17 protein-coding genes are annotated in these 19,090 nt (G+C 44.2%); 4 read left to right on the plus strand and 13 right to left on the minus strand.

Features of this window, described 5'->3' with window-relative positions; translation table 11 throughout:
- Positions 1–72: 72 nt before the first annotated feature.
- The 5 genes from H0R92_RS08585 to H0R92_RS08605 all read right to left on the minus strand — a co-directional run bounded on the left by H0R92_RS08585 (position 73) and on the right by H0R92_RS08605 (position 6,194).
- Positions 73–681, minus strand: a complete 609-nt coding sequence (locus tag H0R92_RS08585; RefSeq protein ID WP_432963229.1) for a DUF4230 domain-containing protein — start codon at positions 679–681, stop codon at positions 73–75.
- Positions 682–831: 150 nt separating this feature from the next.
- A complete protein-coding gene (locus tag H0R92_RS08590; protein ID WP_432963232.1) occupies positions 832–1,434 on the minus strand; it encodes an IMPACT family protein in 603 nt (200 codons plus the stop codon).
- Positions 1,431–2,375 (minus strand): hypothetical protein, encoded by a 945-nt coding sequence (locus tag H0R92_RS08595; protein ID WP_432963235.1) that lies wholly within the window; start codon positions 2,373–2,375, stop codon positions 1,431–1,433. Before H0R92_RS08595 ends, H0R92_RS08590 begins: the two co-directional genes overlap by 4 nt.
- 13 nt (positions 2,376–2,388) lie before the next feature.
- Positions 2,389–4,320, minus strand: a complete 1,932-nt coding sequence (locus tag H0R92_RS08600; RefSeq protein ID WP_432963238.1) for a DNA topoisomerase IV subunit A — start codon at positions 4,318–4,320, stop codon at positions 2,389–2,391.
- Positions 4,321–4,337: 17 nt separating this feature from the next.
- Positions 4,338–6,194 carry a DNA topoisomerase IV subunit B gene (locus tag H0R92_RS08605; RefSeq protein WP_432963241.1) on the minus strand — a complete coding sequence of 619 codons (1,857 nt, stop codon included), beginning with the start codon at positions 6,192–6,194 and terminating at the stop codon, positions 4,338–4,340.
- 162 nt (positions 6,195–6,356) lie between these two features.
- Here H0R92_RS08605 and H0R92_RS08610 point away from each other — a divergent pair, with 162 nt between their 5' ends.
- A complete protein-coding gene (locus tag H0R92_RS08610; protein ID WP_432963244.1) occupies positions 6,357–7,445 on the plus strand; it encodes a family 20 glycosylhydrolase in 1,089 nt (362 codons plus the stop codon).
- 210 nt (positions 7,446–7,655) lie between these two features.
- Here the strand turns inward: H0R92_RS08610 and H0R92_RS08615 are convergent, their stop codons facing one another.
- From H0R92_RS08615 to H0R92_RS08625, 3 genes are read right to left on the minus strand one after another with little or no spacing between them, the layout of a single operon-like run.
- Entirely contained in the window at positions 7,656–9,890 is a 2,235-nt protein-coding gene (locus H0R92_RS08615) for a hypothetical protein (protein ID WP_432963247.1), read from the minus strand.
- Positions 9,891–9,928: 38 nt separating this feature from the next.
- Positions 9,929–10,894 (minus strand): hypothetical protein, encoded by a 966-nt coding sequence (locus tag H0R92_RS08620; RefSeq protein WP_432963250.1) that lies wholly within the window; start codon positions 10,892–10,894, stop codon positions 9,929–9,931.
- A 15-nt stretch (positions 10,895–10,909) separates the two neighbouring features.
- Positions 10,910–12,019, minus strand: coding sequence for a hypothetical protein (locus tag H0R92_RS08625; protein ID WP_432963253.1), 1,110 nt, complete (start codon positions 12,017–12,019; stop codon positions 10,910–10,912).
- Positions 12,020–12,145: 126 nt separating this feature from the next.
- Here H0R92_RS08625 and recO point away from each other — a divergent pair, with 126 nt between their 5' ends.
- Genes recO through H0R92_RS08640 form a run of 3 tightly spaced genes read left to right on the plus strand, consistent with a single transcriptional unit; the run spans position 12,146 to position 16,169 of the window.
- Entirely contained in the window at positions 12,146–12,910 is a 765-nt protein-coding gene (gene recO, locus H0R92_RS08630; protein ID WP_432963256.1) for a DNA repair protein RecO, read from the plus strand.
- Between the two features lie 14 nt (positions 12,911–12,924).
- On the plus strand, positions 12,925–15,057 hold the full coding sequence (recJ, locus tag H0R92_RS08635; protein WP_432963259.1) for a single-stranded-DNA-specific exonuclease RecJ: 2,133 nt from the start codon (positions 12,925–12,927) through the stop codon (positions 15,055–15,057).
- Positions 15,058–15,101: 44 nt separating this feature from the next.
- The gene (locus H0R92_RS08640) at positions 15,102–16,169 is read left to right on the plus strand and encodes a M23 family metallopeptidase (protein WP_432963262.1); all 1,068 of its coding nucleotides are present in this window, start codon (positions 15,102–15,104) and stop codon (positions 16,167–16,169) included.
- Between the two features lie 59 nt (positions 16,170–16,228).
- On the opposite strand, the gene H0R92_RS08645 is transcribed toward H0R92_RS08640, so the two are convergent.
- From H0R92_RS08645 to H0R92_RS08665, 5 genes are all read right to left on the minus strand, one after another.
- Positions 16,229–17,464: a tetratricopeptide repeat protein gene (locus H0R92_RS08645; protein ID WP_432963265.1), complete on the minus strand. Its 1,236-nt coding sequence runs from the start codon at positions 17,462–17,464 to the stop codon at positions 16,229–16,231.
- A 23-nt stretch (positions 17,465–17,487) separates the two neighbouring features.
- Entirely contained in the window at positions 17,488–17,763 is a 276-nt protein-coding gene (locus tag H0R92_RS08650) for a DUF4160 domain-containing protein (RefSeq protein WP_432963268.1), read from the minus strand.
- Positions 17,763–17,993, minus strand: coding sequence for a hypothetical protein (locus H0R92_RS08655; protein WP_432963271.1), 231 nt, complete (start codon positions 17,991–17,993; stop codon positions 17,763–17,765). The genes H0R92_RS08650 and H0R92_RS08655 overlap by 1 nt, the downstream gene beginning before the upstream one ends.
- Positions 17,994–18,067: 74 nt before the next feature.
- On the minus strand, positions 18,068–18,427 hold the full coding sequence (locus H0R92_RS08660) for an Imm8 family immunity protein (RefSeq protein WP_432963274.1): 360 nt from the start codon (positions 18,425–18,427) through the stop codon (positions 18,068–18,070).
- A 34-nt stretch (positions 18,428–18,461) separates the two neighbouring features.
- Positions 18,462–19,085 (minus strand): hypothetical protein, encoded by a 624-nt coding sequence (locus H0R92_RS08665; protein WP_432963277.1) that lies wholly within the window; start codon positions 19,083–19,085, stop codon positions 18,462–18,464.
- Positions 19,086–19,090 lie beyond the last annotated feature (5 nt).

Here is a 19,090-nt window from a genome sequence, read left to right on the forward strand (position 1 = left end):
ACGGCGTATAAAAAAAAACAATCGTTTTTTTACAGCCGGCAGGCAAAGCGCTGCCCGTCCGATGCGGTACGTTCAATCTTGCAGGAGCACTTCGATAGTACGAAAACCCATTGCCGAAAGTATGCGGCGCACCACCAAAACCGCTTGAATTTCCGCATCCTGTATTAAACCTTGAACGATAAAGGTTTGTTCAACTCTGTTTTTTGCGTTGTCGATTTCCGTAAATATGTCTTGTGAAGAAATGGGAGCAAAGATATTTTTATACTCGTCGAATACTTCCATCGAAGAAATATCGTTGGCCAATATTTTTACGGGCGGAAGCCGTACCGTAATCGATGTGCGGTCGGGGCTGAGGATGAATTCCGCTGCGGAAAAATCTTCTATTCCCGCACGCACGGTTCCCGAATAGCGTATAATGCTGTAGCTTTTCGCCAGCCCCAGCACTTCCTGCCGCTTTAAACTGACAATATCGCTGTACACGGCTTTTACGACGGTCAGTTCGGCACAATGCATAAGCTCGCCGGACACCATTGCGGATAACGCGGCAAAACGCTGCTTGTCGTACTCCTTCCATCCGTAAAAACAAGCGAGGACAAGGCCGGCGGCGCCGACAAGGATAAGGATTATTTTTATAAGCAGACGGCGTAAAAAAGGCGGCGTTTTTTTGTGTAATCGGGTCATAGAAAAACTCCTCTACCGGCTCTGCTATTATAAAACACTTTGTAGGATTTGTCATTAAAAACGGGGAGAAGAAACACCTTTTATTTAGAGTAAAAGGTTTTCCTTCTCCCCATACCCCTCTTTCTTTCCAAAAGCCCATTAGATAAAGCTTTATTCACCTGTTGTATAGTGGACGCTGTTTTCTCCTCCCAGCGAATCGCACAGTTCTTTTTCAAAGTCTTCTTTTAAGGACGTTTCTATAAGGCCTGCGGCGTGTACGCGTTCGCCGAAGGTTTCGCTCAGGTCTTTTACGTTGAATTTTTTGAACAGGCGTTTGCAGTGCTCGTAAGCTTCGTATGAAAGGTTCAGTTCAAAGGGTTCGCGAAGGATAAAGGCTTCGGTTTTTGCCGTTTGCAGCACAAGCTTTGCCGCTTCGCTGTAGGCTTTGACCAGGCCGCCGGTTCCCAAGAGGGTGCCGCCGAACCAACGTGTTACCGTAAGCAAAATGTCCGTACAGCCGAAACCTTTAAGCACGTCGAGCACCGGACGTCCTGCAGTGCCGGAGGGTTCTCCGTCGTCGGACATACCGCATATTTCGGCCGCCCGCCCGAGGACAAAGGCGTGTACGACGTGGGATGCATCCGCGTACCGCTGTTTTTGCTCTTTAAGAAGACTCCGCGCTTCGGCTTGGGAGTGTACCGGAAAAACTTCGGCTAAAAAACGCGACTTTTTTACAATCAGTTCGGCTTGAGCGCTTTCGCACAAAATGTTCACAAATCATCATCCCCGGATTTTGTTTGTGCAGAATCGGATTTTGTATCTGCAGAATCGGATTGTGTGTCTGCGGAGGAGGCGGCCGTATCGGCGGGGGCGGATATTTCTTTATAAGCGGATTTTGTTCGGCCGGTTTCAGTGTCTTGCCCCGGTTTTACCGCCTCATAAGCCGCGGCAAAGGCTATGCTGATTCTGATAAGGCTGACATACAAAGAAAGGGTGGACAATACGCGGACAAGCGATAACGCGAAGGCTGAAACGGCTCCGCCCCTTTGGCCCATAATCGCCGGAAAGATAAACGAAAGAAGGGCAAATAAAAGATACAAGCCGCCGCTTTGTACGCACAAAAGAAAAAAATCGAAGCGCTTTTTTTTCATCAGGGCGGAACTTTTGCGCAGCGCCTGTCCGACGCTCAGGTTGGAATCCTCATACAAAAAAAACCAGGTAAAGGCGAATTGCAAATATATAAAGGCTAAAACGCACAGCGACAGAATAACCACAGACGCTAACAAAAGTTCGATACGTTCGGTAAAAAAATCGGCGGCGGCCATAAACAAGCCGAATCCTACGGCCAAAGAGAGAACCATCTGTATTGTAATAAAAAACAGGGCGGTTTTTAAGGCGCGGGAAAAATCACGGAATCCGGTAAATAAATGGCCGAGGACTGCCCGCTCTTTTTTGTACATTAAAAGCACCATGACAAAAAAGCCGTACAGCAGAACATTGTTTAACAGGGTTACGGCAAAGCCTGAAAAAAGGGCGGCTGCAAACACTGCCGGGTTTACCGCACCCGATGCCAAAGCCGCCCCCAGCGGTGCGGAAGCGGCTCCCAATGCGGCATAGGATATAAGGCCCATAATCATCATGGTCAGGGCGAGTTTGGGTATGTTTTCGGCAGCACAGCGGTGTATGTTTACAAGCAAGTGTTTAAACGAATTCACGGCCTTCCTCCCGTTATTCTTTTTTTGAAGCTGCGGTTTTTGCAACAATAAGCTTTTCGGTTTCGCGCGCGGCAAGGCGTACACCGATTGACTTTAGGCCCTTTTCTTCGTAGTCGGCGGCATTAAAGGTTTCTTCAAGGATTTTAACGCGCGGTTTTTGCACGTATTTAAGCGTAAACTCGAATTTTTTGCGCGTGTCCACGTGAAGCAGTTCCATTCCCTCCGGCATAATAAAATAATCGCGGTTTAATATAAATTGGCTTATGCGGCAGCGCTTGATAAAACAGTACTTTGTTTTCGGGTCGCGGAAAATCACGGTAAAAAGAACCTTTGCCAATTCTTCTTTATCGGCCGAACCGCAATAGCGCAAGCCCTTGTCCGTAAACAGTTTATCGGGAACATCGCAAACGGTGTAAATGCCGCTTTTCCGTAAAATCAGTATGCGGTCGTAGGGCGACACTTTAAACAGTTCGGTGCCGGTGGGAACGGCGGTTCCCAAATAGCCGGTTTTCGAATCGTAGCGAAGGGCGGTGTCTTTTTTAACCACTTCGCGCACATCCACTTGATTAAAGCCGGTAATTTCGGTTTTGCGCCGCGTTTTTTCTTCGTCCAGTTTTGCCAAAATCCCGTCAAGCCAGCTTATAGCGTAGGCGGTAAGATTTTTTAAAAGCTTGGCAATCTCTTTAAGGCGCGCATTTATTTCTTCGACTTCCTGACGGTTTTTGTTTATATCGTAAAGCGATATGCGGCGAATGGGAATCTTTAATAAGGTTTCCACGTCCTCTTCGGTTACGGGACGGATTAATTCCGCAGCAAAGGGTTTAAAGCCTGTGATAACGGCTTTTACAACCGTTTCGGCCGTTTTCATTTGCTCTATTTTTTTGTAAATGCGCTCTTCGATAAAAATACGCTCAAGGGTGCGCAAGTGCAGTCGGTCGGTAAGGTTTGCCTTTTCCAATTCCAATTCGTCTTTGAGGATGCCCAACAGCTGCTTTGCGTGATGCTTTATAACATCGGTTGCAGTCATTACCTGCGGCATATTGTCTTTTATCACGAGGAGGTTGCAGGAGATAGACTGCTCGCAGTCGGTAAAGGCAAAGAGGGCGTCCACTACTTCTTCGGAATACACGCCGCGCTGGAGGCGGATTTCTATTTCAACCTTGTCGGTTGTAAAGTCGTTTATCGAAGCGATTTTTACCTTGCCGCTTTTTGCCGCGTTTTCAATCGACTGCATAAGCGTTTCGGTATTGCTTCCGGCGGGAAGCTCGGTAATCACAATGCGTTTGGGGTCGCTTGTGTCGAGTTTGGCTCTCGTGATGATTTTACCCAAACCGTCCTGATAGTCCGATACGTCGATAAGGCCTCCGGTCGGAAAATCCGGATACAGTTTAAAGCGCTTTCCTTCGAGGCAGGCTTTTTCGGCTTCGATTACTTCGCGGATATTGTGGCTTAGAATGCGCGTCGACATACCGACTGCAATACCTTCGGCGCCCAAAATGAGGGCAAGCGGAAGCTTTGCCCTGAACGCGGTCGGCTCTTTGCCGCGCCCGTCGTAGGAAGGCACATAGTTTGCAATTGGCGGATTGTATAAAATATCCTTTCCCAAACGCGTACAGCGGCATTCGATATAGCGAGCGGCGGACGGTCCGTCTCCGGTATAGAGGTTGCCGAAGTTTCCCTGTTTGTCTATAAACAGTTCTTTGTTTGCAAGCACCACGAGGGCGCCGTAAATGGAAGCATCGCCGTGGGGGTGATATTTCATGCATTGCCCGACGACGTTTGCAACCTTGTGGAATTTACCGTCGTCCAATTCAAAAAGGGTGTGCAGGACGCGCCGCTGAACGGGTTTTAAGCCGTCTTCCAAATCGGGGATGGCGCGGTCGCGGATAACGTAACTTGCATATTCCAAAAAGTTTTTATCAAATAAGTTTTTAACGTAAGCCATAGTTTTTTGAAGGCCCCCTATGCATCGATTTCTTTAAGCAAATTATGAACGATAAAATCGCGCCGTTTGGGCGTATTTTTGCCCATGTAAAATTCCAACAATTTGGGAACGTTTTTAAGCGATTGCACTTCTACGGGAACGAGGCGCATATGTTCTCCGATAAATTGACCGAACTCGGCGGGGCTGATTTCTCCCAAACCTTTAAAGCGCGTAACGTCGGAAGAAGCGCCTAAGGCCGCCAATGCTTCGTCGCGCTCGGCTTCACTGTAACAATAGCGGGTTTCTTTTTTATTGCGCACGCGGAACAGGGGCGTTTCCAAAATAAAGACGCGGCCGCTCGTTACCAGTTCTTCAAAATAGCCTAAGAAAAAGGTAAGCAAAAGGTTCCGTATGTGAAAGCCGTCGTTGTCCGCGTCGGTTGCGATAATGATTTTATTGTAGCGCAGCCCTTCGATATCGTTTTCTATGCCGAGCGCCATCATCAGGTTGTAAAGTTCGGCATTTTTATAAATGTCGGTGCGCTTTTTGCCGTACATGTTTTCGGGTTTTCCGCGCAAACTGAACAGAGCCTGCGTCATCGCATCGCGGCAGCCGACCATCGAGCCCGAAGCCGAATCTCCTTCGGTTAAAAAAATCATTGTGTTTTCGCCCTTTGCCCCGTCGTCCAAGTGATACTTGCAGTCTTTGAGTTTGGGGATTTTAAGGGCGATTTTTTTAGCCGCTTCTTTTGCTTCTTTTTTTACCGTGTTCAACTCGGTGCGCAGTTTTTCGTTTGCGGTAATTTTAAGTTCAAGGGCCTTTGCCGCTTCGCTGTTGCGGTGAAGCCAATCGTCGACAGCAGCCTTTGTTTCGTTTACAATCCAGCCCTTTACATCGGTGTTGCCCAGCTTGTTTTTCGTCTGGCTTTCAAAAATCGGTTCCTGAATTTTTACGGCAACCGCGGAAGCCATACCTTCGCGCACGTCTTCGCTTTTATAGTTTTTGCGGTAAAATTCGTTAACACCCTTTACAAAGCCCTCTTTAAAAGCCGAAAGGTGGGTGCCGCCGTCGCAGGTAAACTGTCCGTTTACAAACGAAAAGGAATTTTCGCCGTATGCGTTCGAGTGGGTAAACGAAAATTCGATTTGTTTTCCTTTGTAATAGCCCACCGGATAGAGGCTTTCGCCTTCAAGTTCGCTGTTCAATAAATCGAGTAAGCCCTTTTCGCTTACGTACTTATTGCCGTTGCATACGATGGTGAGGCCTGCGTTTAAATAGGCGTAGTTCCACAAGCGCCGCTCGATAAATTCCATATTAAAATTATAATCGCCGAATATTTGATTGTCGGGAACGAATTCGACAAAGGTGCCGTCTTTGGTACCTTCTTTTACTTTAGCTGTTTTATTGGAAATAAGCTTGCCGCGCTCAAAAACCGCTTCAACGGCTTTTCCGTCGCGCACGGATACCGCGCGAAAATACGAGGACAGGGCGTTTACCGCCTTTGTACCGACACCGTTTAAGCCGACGGAAAACTGAAATACTTCGCTGTTGTATTTTGCGCCCGTATTGATAACCGAAACGCAGTCTACAAGTTTTCCCTGCGGAATGCCGCGCCCGTAATCGCGCACCTTAACGCGGTTTTCTTTTATTTCAACATCTACGCGCTTGCCGTTTCCCATAATAAACTCGTCAACCGCGTTGTCGATAACTTCTTTGAGCAAAATATAAATACCGTCGTTTTGATTGGTGCCGTCGCCCAAACGCCCGATGTACATACCCGTGCGCAGCCGGATGTGTTCAAGCGAGCTGAGCGTTTTTATCTTCGATTCGTCATATACGGATTTTGACGCCGGTTTGGCATCCGGTTTTGATTTTGCAGATTGTTTTTCACCCATAGCAAAAGTATAACACAAACGGATAATAATGGAAAGAGAGGTTTTTTTTTCCCTTGCACTGTTAACCGTATTAATTGACTCTACGTAAGCTCAATGCCGCTTGCGGCTATCGGGGGGAGAATATAAGATAAAAAAATGGTATACTAAATGAGGAGGTGCATTATGATAGTACAAATTCTCAAAGAAAAAGCAAGGGTTCGCGCAGCCTCTTTGTTTTTACTTTTGCTTTTGCAACCTGCTGTGTACACTCAAACAAAGGGTACAATGCCGAAACGCGAATTCGTCATTGCTCTTCACACAAGTGTCAATTCCGACAAAACGTGCAAAAACCTGATAAAAGAACTGCCCGGTTTACAAAAGCGGGGAATTAACACGCTTTTTTTGTCAATAGGTAATAATTACCAATGGAAATGCGATCCGAAACTCTACAGCACATATGGACTTTCCGAATCCGCGGCACGCGAAATTGCGGCCGAATGCTGCAGGCTTTCCATCGACCTCATTCCCGAAATAAACTGCATAGGCCATCAATCGTGGAAAGACAAAACTTTTGGCCTTCTCAAAGCCTACCCGGAGCTGGACGAAACGCCCGGCCTCTACCCCGGTAACAAGGGTATTTATTGCCGAAGCCTGTGCACTTCCAACGAAAAAGTCTACCGAATTTTATTCGCCCTGATCGACGAAATTACCGAAGTCCTTTCGGTACAAAAAATACATGTCGGCTTGGACGAAGTGTTTTTGATAGGCGAAGATGCCTGTCCCCTTTGCCGCGGAAAAGACAAGGCCGAACTTTTTGCAGGCGCGGTGAACAAACTTTACGACCACTGTGTCAAAAAACGGGGATTTACAATGTATATGTGGGGCGACCGCCTCCTCGACTGTGATGATGAAGAAAGCGGTTATAAGGGTGAATACGAAAGCTCGTGTAACGGAACAGCTCCTGCCGTCGACCACATTCCCAAGGACATCATCATCTGCGACTGGCACTACGACGAGCTGGAACGTTACGGCTCCATTCCGTTTTTTTTGAACAAGGGCTTCCGTGTCCTGCCGACGAGTTACAAAGACATTAAAGCGGTAAACGCGCTCATCGACTATTCGCTTTTATACACTGATAAGCCTGCTATGCTCGGGCACTTGTACACGGCGTGGGACAATTTTACAAACAAAAATCTGGCGAAGTATAAGCCGATTGTTAAAACGGTCGACAAACTTACCGGCGAATTATCAAACACCGCATCCGGAAAATAAGGAGTTGTTCTTATTCAAACGCTTATTAGTTTTTCGACAGTCCCTTTTTATCCGAAAGCCTTTTAGATTTGGACCGCAAAAGATTGTTTTTCACCCATGCCAAAAGTATAAGATAAACAAATAATAATGGGAAAAAAGCTTCTTTTCCCCTTGACGCAGGCTGTAAAAAATACGCACAAAACGTCAAGGGGTAAAAGCATATACAGCCGCTTACGGAAGCGCAGGATTTTCGGTATACAAATCGTTTACGGGCTGTGTATTATAGCGAACCGCTATGTAATTATTTACGGTTTTTATTTCATCGTCGGTTAACGCGCGCTCAAAAACAATAACTTCCGCAATCTCTCCGTAAAAGGGACCGTCGCCTGCAGCATTGTTACCCATAAAAATATTCCGTATCGTACCGTTATAGGGTTTTTGCACGTTTACCCTGTTTGAAAAATAAGGGTGTCCGGCAGACAAACTCCATGCATAATCTTTTTTGCACGGATTCGTATTTTCATTGGGACCGATGTGATGAGTGCGCCTATTGCCTTCTCCGTCGCCGACCGGATATCCGTAAGAGCGCACATTACTGCTTACGTCTCCGGTATTGCGCGTATCTATAAAACCGATGGGGGTTCTTCCCGTACGCGCTCCGTCGCCGTTTAAGAAAAAATGAACGTTTTCATAGGGGGCTTGGATAAGGCTGTCGTAGCGGATTGCCGCCGCAAAAATTCCGCCGTCGGGAATACTGTATTGCCGTGAATATGCGGGAGAACGCGGACCGGAAAAAAAGGAGTTTTCAATATTGAATTTTCTGTACGCAAGGGGTTTCCCTTCCGTTTTACCGTTTCCGTATAAACCGTCAATCGGGTCGAAATACAAAGAATAGGTGGATATGTGGGGAAAAACGCGGGTATCGCCGTTTGAAGATGTAATTGCAAATTGATTACGAAGCCGCGTATCATCTCCGCCGGATACTTTAAACACGATAAACGAAGTGGTCCCCTTGGCATCTTTTACAATCCACGTATCATTTTTGGTTGTAACCGCCATTCCTTCTTTTTCTACCGAAAAAGTTAAAGCCGGAAGTCCGTTAATACCTGCTGCATTATAGGTAGGACTGTCTTCACCGTATTTGTAGGCATGAAGATTTTTACCGCTTACGTCGGGCATTGTAAGAACCCTATTTGCCGCCGATACCTTTTTCACGTGTTCCGTTCCTATCCTGTCGGCGCGCAGCCACAGGGCAAGACCGCCGTCGACTAAGTCGCTCGGCTGTTTAAAACCGGATCCGGTTAAAGACAGGGTGTAGGTTCTGTTTGTTTTTTCGTCTTTTATAACGATATCCGTTTCCGACCACATACCGGCTTGCGGCGTAAATTTGATTGATATGCCGGCGGTACCGCCCGGATATATTTTTTCATTGTTTTCGTATCGGTTTATGATTGAAAAAACCGATTCGGAACCTATCGGTATTTCATACTTTACACTATCAAAGTACAGTATGCCGATTCCCGTATTTTTAATGGCAAAATCTCTTTGCGAAACCTCTTCTTTGTATTCAAAATCTACACAATTTTTTGTAAGCTTATAGGGAACGGCCGCAGGAATGTCCTCGCCGTGCTCCTTGCGCACAATTGTAAGCGGAATAGTGCTTCCCCCGCCGCAAATAGCGGCTTTATACGGCTGTGAACTCAAGCTATGCGTAATTTCGATAAAGCCTTGTTTATATTCGCTCATCCCCTGCTTACGAAAGGTAACGTTAAATTCCAAAGATTCGCCGGGATTTATAAAGCCGCTGAGCGCACCGTTCGGCATAAAAAAGCCGGCGGCAGCCGCATCTGCGTCCAAAACAGTGTTTTGAATTTCAACACGGCTGTTGCTGTTATTTTTTATTTTAAATGTCTTGGTAACATCGTCATACGGGGAATAACCGAAATCGGCAGCGGCTCCGCTGTCGGCAATCACGGTTTCGATTTCTCCTTCTTTCACTTCCGTTAATTGAATATTGCTGAAATTGCCGACTAAATTAAGTTTAAAATTCCTTTTTCGCCCGCCTACCGAATATATAAGACTCAAATCCGTATTGATATCTCCGGTGTCCGCAAGATTGTAACGGACTTTAAAAGAAGTCCGCTCATAAGGACCTAAAGACACCTTTGTTCCGCTTGCATCGATTTGAAAAAAACGATTGGTTACTTCCGGAGGCCCCTGCAAAATGAGATTTTTATCCTCAAGATTTTCGATATTGATAGTTTCCCAATCACTGTAACCGGAAACACCGATTCCTAAAAGATTTATCTTAGAACCTGTTTTAAATCCCCGTCCGGTGGCTTCCTGCGATAACATAATGGATTGATCCGGTGCAAAAACAGTTTCCTGTATATCTAAATTCGTCGATACATTGCAAGCCGTATACAAAAAAAGGGCTGTTATCGCCGTACATAGTATTTTTTTCATAACAATCTCCTAAATATAGGTTTAATCTCCAATCGTTTTTATTCCCGCTCTTCTTTTGTTTGTCCGGAAAGAAAAAACGAACGCACCGCCTCTGTCGCGGCCAAAGCGTTTTTTATATCACGATGTATTTTTTTGTGCTGAACATACATAAAAATGTACAAACCGGCACAACCGGCTACAAAAACCGAAAAAAGCAAAAGCGCCCACAAAAAAACCGTACGGTTTAAAAGCGCGTTTTTTTTGAAAATATCGTTTAATTTTTCGGTAAAATCCGCTTCCGCCTGCGCTCTGGCGGCTTCAGCTTCAATACGGTATTTTTTATATTCCTCACGCTCAAGTGCATAGGCTTTTTCTTTTTCCCGCTCGGAACGGCGCATTTCACGGATAACCGAATCAAAGTGTTTTTGCTGTTCTTCCATCAGCTTTAAAAAGTGAATCGAATATTCATATTCAAGAGAGTCTTTTTGCATACCGCTATCTTCAGCGAAGGCGCCGCTCTCCTGCCGCGCAGCCTCATAACCGGCCGGGTTTTCCGGCTTCGATAAGGATACGGCCGGCGGCAACGGGGAAGCTGCGGGCAACGCAGATGAAGAGAGCGCATCGACCGGAAGCGAAGGGGCGGAACGCGACAGTTCGCCGCGTGCTTTAAGAACTCCGTCGCGGACCAAAGATCGTATATCGGAAGGTGCTTGTGCAAGTTGTTTTTCAACTGATAAAATATCTTCCCAGCGCTTGTGTTCTTCAAGATAATCAATCCAGTGCCGCACTGCGCGCGCACAGGTTTCTTTTTCTTCAAGCGGAAAATCCTGGCCGGCGTAATTGCGTATAATGAACAAAGCGTTTGCATAGGCTTTATCGTATTCTTTAAGCAAAATACGCTGATTTACGGATTCGGTCATTTTGTCCATAAGTTTTTGTGCAAAACACGGATATGAAAACACTGATAAACCCAATAGGGCATAGAACATAAAAAAACGGAGTTTGGTTTTTACTGCATAAATCATGCGAACCCCTTTTCCTTATTTCGGAGCTTGTCCCCTAAATACGGCAGCTACATATACTGCGGGTACGATATTCCAATCCGCGTACCCCTTTCCGAAATCACTTTTTACGGCAAAAATATAGGTGTCCAAATCGACGCCGGCATAAACCGATACGATATCCGTACTCCAAAATTTATAGCGGGCACCGGCATTAAAATCCATACCGAAATCCATAAAGCGGGTTACTACGGATACCGGCAGCCAATCAAACCGGAATGAAACATCAAGATTTTTATATACTTCCCAATTTTCCGCACCGAACCCGATAATCGGCGTCTGTATTCGGTTGTAGAACATAGAAACTGCTGGGCCGCCGCCCTTACTGTAATACCGCAGCTCCGTGTAGCCGGCGGATAAAAATAAGGGAACACCGGCAGCGGCAGTTCCGATACCCAAACGGGTCGAAAGTATCCATGAAAGATCCTGTGTCGAAACGGGAACCGTAAGCCAAGAGAATTTCATGCCGAGCTTAATCAATATATACGGATGAGTAAACTGTGCGGAAAAACCGCTTACAAGACCGGCGCTTGAATACGCTTTTTTTGAATTGAAATACAAGTTTCCCCCGCCGCTCCCGAAAAGATTTAAAGTCGGCCCCAAAAAAACGTCTGCGGAAAAATTCCGTAAATCAACTTCATGGACCGATTTATATAAAGCTTCCGAATCGGCAAGCCGTTTTGCAGCCCGCTCTTCCTGTGCTTTTTTTTCGGCTTCGGCACGTGCTTTTGAATCGGCTTCTTCCCGTTCACGCTGCTTTCGGTCGGCTACCAGTTGTTGACTGCGAAGCATTTCTTTGATTGATGTATATAAGTCCTGAGCTTCCCGGTGATCCGGATTGGAAAAAAGAATTGCTTCGGTAAGCGCTTGGGCAAATTCCAAATCGTTATCCCGCACAGCTTGCTTTGCTCCGTTAAAAGCCGCATTTTCAAGTTTGAGCTTTTCTTTTTGAGATGCGGCAGTTAAAAGCGAGCGTACTGCCGAAACGTCTTTTGCAGCCAAAGCTTTTTCAAGCTCTTGCGTTTGAGCATACACACAAACTGCAAAAAAGCAAAAAAAAGCCGCAAAAATAAATTTACGCATACTCATATAGAACATTATACTTCTTTTTCGACAAAAAAACAACGTTTCTGCACATTTTAGTGATTTTAAACTGTTTGTTATTCCATAAAAACCGCTGGGCAATCTTTTTTATTTTGTGATATACTCATAGCTATGAACCGCAATTCAACCGTCGATGCGCTTGTACTTTCGGTAAAACCCGCTGCCGGAGAAAATAACCGGCTTGCGGCGGTACTAAGCCCCGAAAAAGGTATTTTTAACGCTATGGTATACGGAGGCAGAAAAGGACGTTTAAAAGCACTGGTTTCGCCCTACCATAGCGGAAAAATGTGGTTATACACGGATGCGGTAAAGCAATCTATAAAAATAACGGATTTTAATCCGGAACACTACAGAATCGGTATACGCGAAAGTATATATAAAGCATGTGCCGCCGCTCTTTGTGCCGAAATTATTTTAAAAACGCAGGGAGCGGCCGACATTTCTTCCTTATGGATATTGACAAACGGCTTTTTGGACGGTTTAAATATATGTACGGAAAAAGAAGCGCAAACGGGCCTATTGCGCTTTCTATGGCGGTATATAGGTCTTATGGGATTGCAGGACAACAGCTGTGAATGCCGCTATTGTGCGTCTGCGGTTCCGATATGGTATTCGGCGGCTGAAAACGCCTTTATATGCGCCGACTGTTTGCCGGAAAACAAAACCGTTTCGGAACATCATGCCGCTCTTTTTCCGCTTAATAAAGACAGCACGGTGTTTTTACAAACCGTAAATTCAAAAAGTCCGAAAGAAGCGCGGACATTACAACTGTCGGACGAAAGTATAAGTCAGCTTCGTAATCTTTTGTATTATCTTATACAAAACGCCGCCGATACAAAACTAAAAACATTGGATGCCGGAAAAGGTATTTTATAAAAAGGACAACACGAATGGAATGGCACAAAAAGGAAATTACAAAAACACAGGTACAGGAATTGTATGAACAATACGGCTGCGATCCGTTGACCGCATCCATTTTTGTACGGCGCGGAATAACGGAAGGAAAAGATATTTTATATTTTATGGAAGACGACAAGCGCTATCTTCATAACCCCTTTTTATTTGAAGCGATGGAAGATGCCGTTGACCGAATTTTACAGGCAAAGGATGAGGGAGAAAAAGTTCTTATATTCGGCGATAAAGACGTAGACGGAATTACCAGTACAACCATTTTGTACGAATATCTTTCAAAAACGGGAATAGATGTATCATGGCGCGTACCCCACGGAAATGACGACTACGGTTTAAGCATAGAGAGTGTAGAAGAATTCGCGGAAAACTACGGCAGCTTGATTATAACCGTTGACTGCGGAATTTCAAACAATACCGAAATTGCAAAAGCGGCAGAACTGGGTATAGACGTTATTATTGTGGATCATCACAACGTTCCGGCGGAAATCCCTTCTCCGGCAATTATTATTAATCCCAAAATGCCGGGCACAACCTACCCTTTTAAAGAAATTTCGGGCTGTGCTGTCGTATATAAACTGATCAGCGCTCTGCGTTTTGCCTGTTCGGAATTATATAAGCAGGAAATATGCCTTTTAAATGTACGGCCGCTCAACGATTCGTATCTTGTAGAAGCTCTAAAAACCGTCAACTTGCATGAACGCGAACGTATTACCGAAACGATTGTTCCGGGCATGTTATCGATACAAGAAACACGCCTTGCCGGATTTTTACAAGGACAGCAAATCTTTTGCTGGGATGCGCCCTTGCAGCAAAAAATGCTTGCAAAGGCATTCGGTACCGGAGTGGAATTCAATATGCTCGACATACGTCCCGAAATTGCCCGAATGACCGCATCTCTTGCAAACATGAGCTTGTTACGTTTAAAAACACACTCAAAGATTGCGCGCTACAAACCTAAAGAGAATTCGGAACTTGATGTTTTTTTTAATTTATTTGTAACATATGCCGGCAAAAAAACTTCTTTTTTGAATGACGGTGATTCGCAAGAGCTTCAGCTTGTCGCCCTTGCAGCCTTAGCCGATATAGTTCCGCTGCAAAATGAAAACCGTATTTTGGTCAGACAGGGGCTTGCATCGATAAACACGGGTAAAACGAAAAACGGGCTTACGGAAGTGTTTACTCTTATGAACTTACACGGGCAAAAAATCAACAGTACCGATTTGTCATGGAAGATAGTACCCTTGCTGAACGCCGCCGGCCGCATGGGAAAAGCGGAACTGGCCGCCGAACTCTTTATGGAAAAAGATGCGGATAAGCGTAGAGCTTTGGCCGAAGAACTTTTTACGCTGAATGAAGAACGCAAAGCGTTAACCGAAGAAGCATTGATTATCGCCGGAAAAGCGGCGCGCGAAAACCTTGAACGATTTAACAACAACCTCGCTTTTGCGGCAGACAAAGCAATTCACCGCGGCGTTACCGGTATTGCGGCAGGACGCCTTGCTTCAAGTATGCAAATTCCGGCAATGGTTATTACTTTTTTTGACGACGGAAAAGCAGTCGGATCCATACGTTCGGTTTTCGGATATGACGTTACCCCGCTTTTAAATTTTTGCGGAGATTTGTTTTTAAATTATGGAGGTCATGCGTTCGCAGGCGGGTTCAGCTTTCACAGTTCAAAGTTTAACGAATTGGTCGAACGTTTGCAAAAATTTTGTTTGGTTATGGAATTCGATAAAAAAAATACGGATTATAATACAATGCATATCGATGCGGAACTGCCTCAAGAGTATATAACGCCGGATTTATTGCAAGTGGTTGACCGGTTTGAACCTTACGGCGAAGCAAATCCGCATTTATTGTTCAGCGCCCAAAAGTTAAAAATAGTATCGGCGGATATTATTGTCGGCAAAAAAGAAAAGCCGCACTTAAAACTTACGCTGGACTGCGGTAAAAACAAATGGCCGGCTTTTTTTTGGGAACAGTCGGAACGATTAAAACGCGACTTCGATGTCGGAGACCGATTGGATATTCTTTTTCAGGCAGAGCGAAATACTTTTAACGGTATGGAAAAAGCGCAAATAATACTCAAAGATTGTAAAAAGGCGGATTAATATAAAACTAATATAAAACGCTGCTTTAGAAAAGGAGAAAATCTATGCATAAACATGCCGGCGGAAAATTAACATTTTTTATACTTTTAAGTTTTGTTTTGATGTTCCGCATTTACGCACAAACGGAGCCGACTGCTTACGAATCGGTAAACTGCAAGCCGGACTCGCCGCTTGCGTCAAGTACCGATAATTCCGCCTCTTCCGTATTCGGCACAAGTACCCGCCTTTTCCCGACAGGCGATAAAAAGCTGTGTATTGAATACACCGACACGGTATTCCCCGGAGATGCGGCATTTATCCGTTTTACCCTAAAAGGCAGTACGCTGGAAAACGCCCGTGCGGAATTACGTTCTCCTTCCGTCGAAAAAGTGCTTGTAAGTGCCGCTCTTTACAAAGTACCCGCACGGCAAAAGCCGGCTTCAACCGAAAATCAATACCTTTGCCTCATTCCGCTTTCTTCATGGTATGAAGCGGGAACCTTTACGGTGCATCTTTTTTATCAACTTAAGGGAAAGCGGGAAGCGCATATAGAGTTTCCGCTTTTTATGCAAAAAAAAGAATTCGTAAGCGAAACAATACAGCTTGACGGGCGCAATACCGCAATAAAGACGGACACAAGCACTGTGCGGAAACAACAAATAGAGCGCTTAAATACGATTCTTGAAACAATCGACTATACGGCGGTTTATCAGCGCGGAACCTTTTCTCTTCCCGTAACGCAAAAGCGGCGCACCGCTTTTTTTGCCGACCGGCGCGTTTATGCGTATTCCAACGGAAAATCGTCCACAGGGCTTCATTACGGTATAGACTTCGGAGTTCCTACGGGAACCCCCGTTTTTTCATGCGGCAGGGGAAAGGTTGTGCTTGCCGAAAAGCGTGTATCCACGGGTTATTCGGTGGTTATCGAACATCTTCCGGGTATGTACAGCTTGTATTATCACTTGAGCGAGTTTAATGTGGAAGAGGGCCAAATTGTCGGTAGGGGACAAAAAATAGGCTTATCCGGAGCGACGGGTTTGGCGACCGGCCCTCACTTGCACTGGGAAGTCCGCCTTTTAGGAAAAGCCGTTAACCCCGACTTTTTTACCGAAGCTTTTCCGATTGACGAATGATCGGACAGAAACATTTTTCTCCGTTTTTGAGCGTTACGGTATACGGATTTCGTACAGCATCAATAAATATTTTTTGATTCTTCACCGATTTGCTGAAGCGGAGCCGAATGCAATTTCGGTGGAGGCATGATAAATGTATAGCCTTCCATATTTGAACATAAGGCCTTATACGCTTCTTCTCTGCCTTGCCGTGTTTCCAAATCATTGGGAGCTAATTTTATACTTTCATCAAAGTCATGTATTGCTTTTTGATATTTTCCCCAATGTAAATACGCAATTCCGCGCATTTTATGGATCTTCTCATCCATCGGTTTTAATTTTAATGCCTGATTAAAATCCTGTACTGCCGCTTCATATTTTGCTAAGTGAGTTAATGCCATACCACGCCCCACATAGATATAAACAGACGGATATATCTTTTCTGCTTTTGTAAACACATCAACCGATTCTTCATATTTTCCCATATTGTAATACACCACTCCACAACCAATATATGCAGCAGTAAGACGACTTTCCAATATCAATGCCTGAGTAAAATCATTGAGTGCTTTATCATATTTTTCTAAAAGATTATAGGCGCCACCGCGTTCAGCATAAACTTCGGCAACATCAGCTTTAAGTTCTATAGATTTTGTAAAATCGTCAATTGCTTTTTCATAATCTCTCAGAACGCCATATGTACGTCCTCTGTTAAGATAATATTCATCTTGTGAACCATTCACAATCTTACCAAAATGTATTGCCGACGTATATTCTTTCAATGCTTGCTCGTATTGTTTCAGATTGAAATATGCAAGCCCTAAAAAATTATAAGCATCTGCATAATACGGATTTATTACTATCGCTTGTGAAAGAACCGATATTGCCTGTTCATAGTTTCCAAGCGCATAATGGCAAAAACCATACAGAAAATACGCTATCATATCCTCGGTATTTCTGGGATTAGGATTGGGAATTAATTTTACCGCTTTTTTCAAATCATCTACTGCTTTTGTGTATGCCTTTATTCTTGTATAGAACATTCCTCTATGTATATAGGCACGTGCATAAGATGGGTTTATTTTTATAGCAGTATTAAAACAATCCAAAGCTTTTAGATTATCTCCTGCTTTAAGGTATTTTTCCCCTAATTCAAGCAATCGCTCCGGAGTCGGTAAGTCAAGTTGTGTAGAAGGTTCCTTAATCTCACCTTCTTTTTGTACACCGTTTTCCATTGTTTTGCAACCCGCCAAAAATAATATAGTCGCAAAAGTTAAAAATATAATTTGTTTTCTTAAAACTATAGAACTTATCATGTTTATCTTTTCCTTATATCAAATCAATTATAAAATTTGACTTCTCCATTGTGATAAGTTTTCCAAAAGTCTATAAAATCAAAATAATAACTTTGCATAGCGGAAAAAATACGGGACAAATCCTTCTCGGAAATTTTTCCCTTATTGTGAGCAAGTTTAAAAGACCCGTTCGATAAAACCCAAACCTTTGTATCATTTTTGCCCGGATCGCCTCTTGAGACATGAAAATGAATAGCTTCTCCGCCTTCATTTGACCAAAAATAAATTTTATAACCTGCGGTACGAAGGTATATGGGCATCAAGCACTCTCCAACGCATCAAGATTGCGAAATGCGGTTATCGAAGGATAAATCTGCTTGAGATAATTTTTAAAATATTCATTCCTTTCCAAACCGAAATCGGAATGAATTACGTTTCCGTCATTTGTAAGCAAAACGGCTTCGGCCGTTTTACAATCTTCAAAACAGACATCGCTATCGGTATATGTAATTAAAATTCCGTCTTTTTCACAAAAAACTTTACGATTCATAAAAGCCTCCTGCTGCATACAATTATAGCATAACAGACGGTATAATGCCATAAAATATATTCTTCACTTTTATATTATTCGATGTGCTCTTTATAATCCTCGAATTCGGATTGACCGATTAGTCGCAGATTTTGTAATGCATCCGGCCAATTCTTAAAATCTCTTCGCGGAAGAACTTTATAAAAATATTTTATAATAGTATCTTTTGTCGGATTTTCCGTGATGACGCACCAACGTCCGTCAAAAAAACCTTGTTGATTTACTATTCGCTTGACATAATCGGAATTACAAACCGTAATCACAAAGCCCTCCGCTTGTTCCGTTTCGGCCGGCCCTATATATGCAGTTACGGAATATGATGTATCTGCCGTTAATTGAATCTCTCGTCCGGACTCCCATTCTACACAAAAGATTTCTTTCAATATAACTTTCATATTATCTTGTCCTTCCGTATCGATAACACTGCGACTATTCCGCCAGCACTTCAAGGCCGCCGTTTGAATCGGTTTTAATTATATAGGTTTTTCCCGGCTCGCAGGCGGCTAAGCTCAAAGTACGGTGGGTATTATACAGGGCACCAGAAATCCGCTGGCTTAAGCCGAACATATCAAGGCGCAGGGCATAGCGCGCCAAGCGGAAAAAGTCTTTTTCATAACCTTTAAAATCGTATAAAAGGCAGTTTTTATTTTGCATATAATAGCGGCTTAAGCGCGTTCCTTTGCGCGAAGAGCGCACGGGAAACAGTTCGGAAAAATAGCCGTATATAAAGCGGGGAAAATATACCGTTTTTCCTGAAAACCGTGCGCCGACAAAGTCAATCGCCAAACTTGCGCCCTTCCACGAACGTTCGACGGCCGCCAATTCTTTGTTTTCTGAATTATATAAATAAAACACCGCACTGACCGTATCGCTGCCGGAACCGTAAAGCGAAAAGCGCATAAGAACCGTTTGCGAAAAGGGCGGTATGTTTTTTGCAGCTTTAAAACAAACACGAAAGCGGTACAAATCAATCAGTACAAAAAAAATCAAAACGGCAAAAACGGTTAAGGCACTAATCTTTATATATAATTCTGTCCTTTTGCTTTGCAACATTTTTA

This window comes from Treponema sp. OMZ 840, from assembly GCF_050937815.1.
Classification (GTDB): Bacteria; Spirochaetota; Spirochaetia; order Treponematales; family Treponemataceae; genus Treponema_C.